This is a genomic window from Streptomyces sp. NPDC043878 (assembly GCF_056435735.1).
Window position 1 is genome coordinate 13,254 of sequence record NZ_JBWKDW010000013.1, and the last position, 8,176, is coordinate 21,429.

Genomic DNA, 8,176 nt, shown 5'->3' on the forward strand with positions numbered 1-8,176 from the left:
GGGGGGAGGGGGCCGCAGAGGGGGGAGGGCGGGCGGGGGGGGTGGGGTTTCGTCCCCCCCCCCCCCCCCCCCCGCCCGTCGGAGCTCCGCTAGCGCAGGAAGGGGTCCACCGCGACCGCGACGAACAGGAGGGAGACGTAGGTGATGGACCAGTGGAACAGCCGCATCTCCTTCAGCTTGCCGCCGGTCACCTCGGCCTTGGCGCGGTTCTGCAGTCCGTGCGCCTCCCACAGCCAGAACCCGCCGGCCAGCAGCGCGACCGTCGTGTAGAACCAGCCGGTGTAGCCGAGGGGGGTCAGCAGCAGCGACACGCCGACCATCACCCAGCTGTAGAGGACGATCTGCCGGGCCACGACCTTGTTGGAGGCGACCACGGGCAGCATCGGCACGCCCACGCGCGCGTAGTCCTCGCGCACCTTCATGGACAGCGGCCAGTAGTGCGGCGGCGTCCAGAAGAACATGACGAGGAAGAGGACGACGGGCGCCCACGACATGGAGTCGGTGACGGCCGACCAGCCGATGAGCACCGGGAGGCAGCCGGCGATGCCGCCCCAGACGATGTTCTGCGAGGTGCGGCGCTTGAGGATCATCGTGTAGACCACGACGTAGAAGAGCAGCGCGCCGAGCGACAGCCAGGCCGACAGCCAGTTGACCGCGAGGCCGAACAGCAGGGTGGAGACGACCGCCAGGGTGATGCCGAAGGTGAGGCACTCGCGCGGACTGACCATGCCGGTGACCAGCGGGCGCTGCGAGGTGCGGTCCATCAGCGCGTCGATGTCGCGGTCGATGTACATGTTCAGGGCGTTGGCACCGCCCGCGGAGAGGTAGCCGCCGAGGCAGGTCAGCAGCACCAGCGTCAGGTCCGGCACGCCCTGCTGGGCGAGGAACATCACCGGAACGGTGGTGATCAGCAGCAGCTCGATGATCCGCGGCTTGGTCAGCGCCACGAACGCCTTGACACGGGCCCCGAACGGCCGGTGGTTCGGGCTCTGGCTCGTCCCGATCATCCCCGCTGGACGGGATTCAACGGCCGTCACGCACACCCCTGACAGAGACATTTCAGCGAGCCCCGGGTTGTGAACTCCCGGTAAGGGCTCGCGCGTACCACGCCACTGTAGACGTTGCCCAGACCCCGCCATTCGCGGGGGTGGGGTCGTGTTGGGCGGGGGTGCCGAAAGAGCCGCGCGGGACTCGATTGAGCACTCGGACGAGCGGTTCCGTATTCACTTGCCGAACACGGGACACCCCAGTCCGGAGGCGGATCCCGGGGAGTCCCGGCAGTCTGGAATGACTCGAAAAAACGCACGTACTTACAGGGGTAGGCTCGACAACGGCCGGGGCGCCCAGTGCACCGGCACCCATCCGACATGCGTGACATGTGGAAAGGAGCCCTGACCCAGGGTGAGCACCAAGCCGACCACCACAGACCTCGAGTGGAACGAGCTGGACCAGCGGGCTGTCGACACCGCCCGAGTCCTGGCCGCCGATGCCGTACAGAAGGTCGGCAACGGCCATCCCGGTACGGCGATGAGCCTCGCGCCCGCCGCCTACACCCTGTTCCAGAAGGTGATGCGGCACGACCCCGCGGACCCCGAGTGGGTCGGACGCGACCGCTTCGTGCTGTCCGCGGGCCACTCCTCCCTGACCCTCTACACCCAGCTGTACCTGGCCGGTTTCGGCCTGGAGCTGGACGACCTGAAGGCATTCCGGACCTGGGGCTCGAAGACGCCGGGTCACCCCGAGTACGGGCACACCACCGGCGTGGAGACCACGACCGGGCCGCTGGGCCAGGGTGTCGCCAACGCGGTGGGCATGGCGATGGCCGCCCGCTACGAGCGCGGTCTGTTCGACCCGGACGCCGCGCCGGGCGAGTCGCCCTTCGACCACTTCGTCTACTGCGTCGCCGGTGACGGCTGCCTCCAGGAGGGCATCTCCTCGGAGGCGTCCTCGCTGGCGGGCCACCAGAAGCTCGGCAACCTGGTGCTGCTGTGGGACGACAACCACATCTCGATCGAGGGCGACACGGAGACGGCCGTCTCCGAGGAGACCGCCAAGCGCTACGAGGCGTACGGCTGGCACGTGCAGCGCGTCGCGCCGAAGCCGGACGGCGACCTCGACCCGCACGCGATCTACGACGCGATCGAGGCCGCGAAGAAGGTGACGGACCGGCCGTCGTTCATCGCGATGCGCTCGATCATCGCCTGGCCGGCGCCGAACGCGCAGAACACCGAGGCCGCGCACGGTTCGGCCCTCGGCGACGACGAGGTCGCCGCCACCAAGCGCGTCCTCGGCTTCGACCCGGAGAAGTCCTTCGAGGTCGCCGACGAGGTCCTCACGCACACCCGCGCGCTGGGTGAGCGGGGCCGCCAGGCCAAGGCCGAGTGGGAGAAGTCCTTCCAGGAGTGGCGGGGCAACAACACCGAGCGCGCCGCCGAGTTCGACCGCATCGCCGCGGGCGAGCTGCCGGCCGGCTGGGAGGAGAAGCTCCCGGTCTTCGAGACGGGCAAGGGCGTCGCCACCCGCGCCGCGTCCGGCAAGGTCCTCCAGGCACTGGGCGCGGTCATCCCGGAGCTGTGGGGCGGCTCGGCCGACCTGGCGGGCTCGAACAACACCACGATCGACAAGAACAGCTCGTTCCTTCCGGGGGACAACCCGCTGCCGGAGGCCGACCCGTACGGCCGCACCATCCACTTCGGCATCCGCGAGCACTCCATGGCCGCGGAGATGAACGGCATCACCCTGCACGGCAACACCCGCGTCTACGGCGGCACCTTCCTGGTGTTCTCCGACTACATGCGCAACGCCGTGCGCCTGTCCGCGCTGATGCACCTGCCGGTGACGTACGTGTGGACGCACGACTCCATCGGCCTCGGCGAGGACGGCCCCACCCACCAGCCGGTCGAGCACCTCGCCTCGCTGCGCGCGATCCCGGGTCTGAACGTGGTGCGTCCGGCGGACGCCAACGAGACCGCGATCGCCTGGCGCGAGATCCTGCGGCGCTACACCAAGGTCTTCGGCAAGGGCGCCCCGCACGGCCTGGTGCTGACCCGTCAGGGCGTACCGACGTACGAGTCCAACGAGGACACCGTCAAGGGCGGTTACGTCCTGTTCGAGGCGGAGGGCGGCCAGCCCGAGGTCATCCTGATCGCCACCGGTTCCGAGGTGCACGTGGCCGTGGAGGCGCGTGAGCAGCTCCAGGCCGACGGGGTGCCGACGCGGGTCGTGTCGATGCCGTCCGTGGAGTGGTTCGAGGAGCAGGACCAGGGGTACCGGGACAGCGTCCTGCCGCCGGCGGTGAAGGCGCGCGTCGCGGTGGAGGCCGGCATCGGTCTCACCTGGCACAAGTACGTGGGCGACGCCGGTCGCATCGTTTCCCTGGAGCACTTCGGTGCTTCGGCCGACGGCAAGGTGCTCTTCCGCGAGTTCGGCTTCACCGCCGAGAACGTGGCCGCCAAGGCCCGGGAATCCATCGCCGCCGCTCAGCGCTGACGCTCACACACGACAAAGTAGGAGATGCATTTTCCATGACAGACGCACTCAAGCGCCTCTCCGAGGAGGGCGTCGCGATCTGGCTGGACGACCTGTCCCGCAAGCGCATCACGTCCGGCAACCTCGCCGAGCTGATCGACCAGCAGCACGTCGTGGGCGTCACCACCAACCCGTCGATCTTCCAGAAGGCCATCTCGCAGGGCGACGGCTACGACCAGCAGGTCTCCGACCTCGCCTTCCGCAAGGTCACCGTCGAAGAGGCCATCCGCATGATCACGACGGCGGACGTCCGTGACGCCGCCGACATCCTGCGCCCGGTGTTCGACTCGACCAACGGCCAGGACGGCCGGGTCTCGATCGAGGTCGACCCGCGCCTGGCGCACAACACCAAGGCGACCGTCGCCGAGGCCAAGCAGCTGGCCTGGCTGGTGGACCGTCCCAACACGCTCATCAAGATCCCGGCCACCGAGGCGGGCATCCCGGCGATCACCGAGGTCATCGGCCTCGGCATCAGCGTCAACGTCACGCTGATCTTCTCGCTCGAGCGCTACCGCATGGTCATGGACGCCTACCTCGCCGGTCTGGAGAAGGCCAAGGAGCGCGGCCTGGACCTCTCCAAGATCCACTCCGTGGCGTCCTTCTTCGTGTCCCGCGTGGACACCGAGATCGACAAGCGGCTCGACGCCCTCGGCACGCCGGAGGCCAAGGCCGCGCGCGGCAAGGCGGGCGTGGCCAACGCCCGGCTGGCGTACCAGGCGTACGAGGAGGTCTTCGCCTCCGAGCGCTGGCTCGCCCTCGACACGGCGCGCGCCAACAAGCAGCGCCCGCTGTGGGCCTCGACCGGCGTGAAGGACCCGGCGTACAAGGACACCCTGTACGTCGACGAACTCGTCGCGCCGAACACGGTCAACACCATGCCGGAGGCCACGCTCTTCGCGACCGAGGACCACGGCGAGATCCGCGGCAACGCCGTCGCGGGCACCTACGAGCAGGCGCGCGCCGACATCGACGCCGTCGAGAAGCTCGGCATCGGCTACGACGAAGTGGTGCGGCTGCTGGAGGAAGAAGGCGTCGAGAAGTTCGAGGCGTCCTGGAACGACCTGCTCAAGTCGACCGAGGCGGAGCTCCAGCGCCTCGCCCCTTCGGAGGGCTGAAGATTTGTCAAGCAGCAACCCGCTGCGTGACCCCGCAGACCGACGGCTCCCGCGCATCGCGGGGCCGTCGGGTCTGGTCATTTTCGGCGTCACGGGCGATTTGTCCCGGAAGAAGCTCATGCCCGCCGTCTACGACCTCGCGAACCGGGGCCTGTTGCCACCGGGTTTCTCGCTGGTCGGATTCGCCCGGCGGGAGTGGCAGCACGAGGACTTCGCACAGGAGGTCCACGACGCCGTCAAGGAGCACGCCCGTACGCCGTTCCGTGAGGAGGTCTGGCAGCAGCTCATCCAGGGGATGCGCTTCGTCCAGGGCACCTTCGACGACGACGACGCCTTCGAGCGGCTGCGCGCCACCATCGGGGAGCTGGACAAGGCACAGGGCACGGGCGGCAACTTCGCCTTCTACCTGTCCGTGCCGCCGCGCTCCTTCCCGGTAGTCATCCAGCAGCTGAAGAAGCACGGGCTGGCCGACCAGGAGAACGGTTCCTGGCGCCGCGCGGTGATCGAGAAACCCTTCGGCCACGACCTGAAGTCGGCCGAGGAGCTGAACAAGGTCGTGCACGAGGTCTTCGGCTCCGACCAGGTCTTCCGCATCGACCACTACCTCGGCAAGGAGACCGTCCAGAACATCCTGGCGCTGCGCTTCGCCAACACGATGTTCGAGCCGATCTGGAACCGGTCCTTCGTGGACCACGTGCAGATCACGATGGCCGAGGACATCGGCATCGGCGGCCGGGCCGGCTACTACGACGGCATCGGCGCCGCCCGTGACGTCATCCAGAACCACCTGCTCCAGCTGATGGCGCTCACCGCGATGGAGGAGCCCGCCTCCTTCGACGCGGACGCGCTGGCCGCCGAGAAGACCAAGGTGCTCGGCGCCGTCCGGCTCCCCGCCGACCTGGGCACCGCCACCGTGCGCGGGCAGTACGCGGCGGGCTGGCAGGGGGGCGAGAAGGCCGTCGGCTACCTCGAAGAGGACGGCATCGACCCCAAGTCGAAGACCGACACCTACGCGGCGATCAAGGTCGAGGTCGACAACCGCCGCTGGGCGGGCGTCCCCTTCTACCTGCGCACCGGCAAGCGCCTGGGCCGCCGGGTCACCGAGATCGCGGTGGTCTTCCAGCGCGCCCCGCACTCCCCCTTCGACCACACGGCGACGGAGGAACTCGGCAAGAACGCGATCGTCATCCGCGTCCAGCCCGACGAGGGCGTCACGGTCCGCTTCGGCTCCAAGGTGCCGGGCACCTCGATGGAGATCCGGGACGTGTCCATGGACTTCGCCTACGGCGAGTCGTTCACCGAGTCCAGCCCGGAGGCGTACGAACGCCTCATCCTCGACGTCCTGCTCGGCGACTCGAACCTCTTCCCGCGCACCGAGGAGGTCGAGCTGTCCTGGAAGATCCTCGACCCGATCGAGCAGTACTGGGACAAGAACGGCAAGCCCGCGCAGTACGCGTCGGGCACGTGGGGCCCCGTCGAGGCGGACGAGATGCTAGAGCGAGACGGACGGAGCTGGCGCCGGCCATGAAGACAGACCTCACGGACACCACGGCCAGCAAGATCAACAAGGCGCTCGTGCAGGGTCGCCGCGCCATCGGCACGCCCGCCGTCGGCATGGTGCTCACCCTGGTCATCGTCACCGACGAGGAGAACGCCTACGACGCCCTGAAGGCCGGCAACGACGCCTCGCACGAGCATCCCTCGCGCACGATCGTGGTCATCAGGCGCGTCTCCCGCTCCCCCCGCGACCGCACGAAGTCCCGCCTGGACGCCGAGGTGCGGGTGGGCGCGGAGGCGGGCACCGGCGAGACGGTGGTGCTGCGGCTGTACGGCGAGGTGGCGGACCACGCGCAGTCGGTGGTCCTGCCCCTGCTGCTGCCGGACGCCCCGGTGGTGGTCTGGTGGCCGGTCAACGCGCCGCTCGACCCGGCACAGGACCCGCTGGGCGCGCTGGCCCAGCGCCGGGTCACCGACACCTACGCCTCCGAGCAGCCGGTACGCGACCTCAGCACCCGCGCCGACACCTACACCCCCGGTGACACGGACCTGTCGTGGACCCGCATCACACCGTGGCGCTCGATGCTGGCCGCCGCCCTGGACCAGGTCACCTGCGAGGTGAAGGCCGTCGAGGTGGAGGGCGAGGAGTTCAACCCGAGCTGTGAGCTGCTCGCCATGTGGCTCGCCGACCGGCTGGACGTGCCGGTCAAGCGGTCGCTGTCCGGCGGTCCGGGTCTCACGGCGGTCCGCATGGACACCAGCAGCGGACCGATCGTGCTGGACCGGGCGGACGGTTCGCTGGCCACCCTGTCGATCGAGGGCCAGCCCCACCGCGCGGTGGCCCTCAAGCGCCGCGACACGGCCGAGCTGATCGCGGAGGAGCTGCGGCGGCTCGACCCGGACGACACCTACGCCTCCGCGCTGCGGTTCGGGGTGGACCGGCTGCACACCTCCGACGACCGGGGCCGGGCCGTGCCCGGCGGGAGGGCGGCGGTCGCCAAAGGAGAAGGGGGCGCGATCCCCACTCCCGTCGAGGCTGCTGCGAAAGCTCCCGCCGGGGAAGCGGCGGCGCAGGCCCCGGTGAAGAAGGCGACGGCGAAGTGAACACCCCGCAGCTCGTCGTGCACCGCGACAAGGAGCTGATGGCACAGGCCGCCGCGGCCCGCCTGATCACGAAGATCGTGGACGCGCAGGCCTCGCGCGGCTCCGCCTCCGTGGTGCTGACGGGCGGCCGCAACGGCAACGGACTGCTCGCCGCGCTGGCTGCCGCGCCCGCCCGGGACGCCATCGACTGGGGGCGTCTGGACCTGTGGTGGGGCGACGAGCGGTTCCTGCCGGAGGGCGACCCGGAGCGCAACATCACGCAGGCCCGCGAGGCCCTGCTGGACTCCGTGCCCCTGGACCCGAAGCGCGTGCACGCCATGCCCGCGTCGGACGGCCCGTACGGCGCCGACGTGGACGCGGCGGCGGCGGCCCACGCGGAGGAGCTGGCCCGCGCGGCCGGCCCCGAGAACCACGGCTCGGTGCCGACGTTCGACGTCCTGATGCTGGGAGTCGGCCCGGACACCCATGTCGCCTCGCTGTTCCCCGAACTGCCCGCGGTGCGGGAGACCGAGCGCACGGTGGTCGGCGTCCACGGCGCGCCCAAGCCGCCGCCGACCCGCGTGACCTTCACGCTCCCCGCGATCCGCGCTGCCCGCGAGGTCTGGCTGCTGGCGGCCGGCGAGGACAAGGCGAACGCCGCGGCGATCGCCCTGTCGGGCGCCGGTGAGGTGCAGGCCCCGGCGGCGGGTGCCCGCGGCAGACAGCGCACCCTGTGGCTGCTGGACTCGGCGGCCGCCGCCCAGCTCCCGAGATCGCTGTACCCGCCGGCTTCGGCGTAACGTCACCGGCCGCGTCCGCGGACGACATGTGCCGGGGGGGGGGGGGTGGGGGGGGGGGGGGGGGGGGGGGGTGGGGGGGGGGGGGGAGGGGGGGAGCCGCGGCAGGGGGGGGAGGGGGGGGGGGGGGTGGGGGGGTGGGGTCGCCCTCCCAAG

General features: G+C 70.5%; 6 protein-coding genes. 5 read left to right on the forward strand and 1 reads right to left on the reverse strand.

Going from position 1 to position 8,176, the window contains the following annotated elements:
• Nucleotides 1–89: 89 nt before the first annotated feature.
• Complete coding sequence (locus AC07AZ_RS19145) at nucleotides 90–1,007, reverse strand: heme o synthase (protein WP_478849168.1); 918 nt, start codon at nucleotides 1,005–1,007, stop codon at nucleotides 90–92.
• Between the two features lie 394 nt (nucleotides 1,008–1,401).
• Here AC07AZ_RS19145 and tkt point away from each other — a divergent pair, with 394 nt between their 5' ends.
• The 5 genes from tkt to pgl are packed head-to-tail and all read left to right on the forward strand — an operon-like array spanning nucleotide 1,402 to nucleotide 8,023.
• On the forward strand, nucleotides 1,402–3,489 hold the full coding sequence (gene tkt / locus AC07AZ_RS19150) for a transketolase (protein ID WP_478849170.1): 2,088 nt from the start codon (nucleotides 1,402–1,404) through the stop codon (nucleotides 3,487–3,489).
• Between the two features lie 35 nt (nucleotides 3,490–3,524).
• Complete coding sequence (tal, locus tag AC07AZ_RS19155; protein WP_478849172.1) at nucleotides 3,525–4,643, forward strand: transaldolase; 1,119 nt, start codon at nucleotides 3,525–3,527, stop codon at nucleotides 4,641–4,643.
• A 4-nt stretch (nucleotides 4,644–4,647) separates the two neighbouring features.
• Nucleotides 4,648–6,171, forward strand: a complete 1,524-nt coding sequence (gene zwf, locus AC07AZ_RS19160) for a glucose-6-phosphate dehydrogenase (RefSeq protein ID WP_478849174.1) — start codon at nucleotides 4,648–4,650, stop codon at nucleotides 6,169–6,171.
• Nucleotides 6,168–7,244, forward strand: a complete 1,077-nt coding sequence (opcA, locus tag AC07AZ_RS19165) for a glucose-6-phosphate dehydrogenase assembly protein OpcA (RefSeq protein WP_478849176.1) — start codon at nucleotides 6,168–6,170, stop codon at nucleotides 7,242–7,244. The genes zwf and opcA overlap by 4 nt, the downstream gene beginning before the upstream one ends.
• On the forward strand, nucleotides 7,241–8,023 hold the full coding sequence (gene pgl, locus AC07AZ_RS19170) for a 6-phosphogluconolactonase (protein ID WP_478849178.1): 783 nt from the start codon (nucleotides 7,241–7,243) through the stop codon (nucleotides 8,021–8,023). Before opcA ends, pgl begins: the two co-directional genes overlap by 4 nt.
• Nucleotides 8,024–8,176 lie beyond the last annotated feature (153 nt).

Excerpts from the sequence above, each read along its gene's own strand:
- opcA (WP_478849176.1), top strand. The coding sequence starts at position 6,168 with ATGAAGACAGACCTCACGGACACCACGGCCAGCAAGATCAACAAGGCG.
- AC07AZ_RS19145 (WP_478849168.1), bottom strand. The coding sequence starts at position 1,007 with ATGATCGGGACGAGCCAGAGCCCGAACCACCGGCCGTTCGGGGCCCGT.
- tal (WP_478849172.1), top strand. The coding sequence starts at position 3,525 with ATGACAGACGCACTCAAGCGCCTCTCCGAGGAGGGCGTCGCGATCTGG.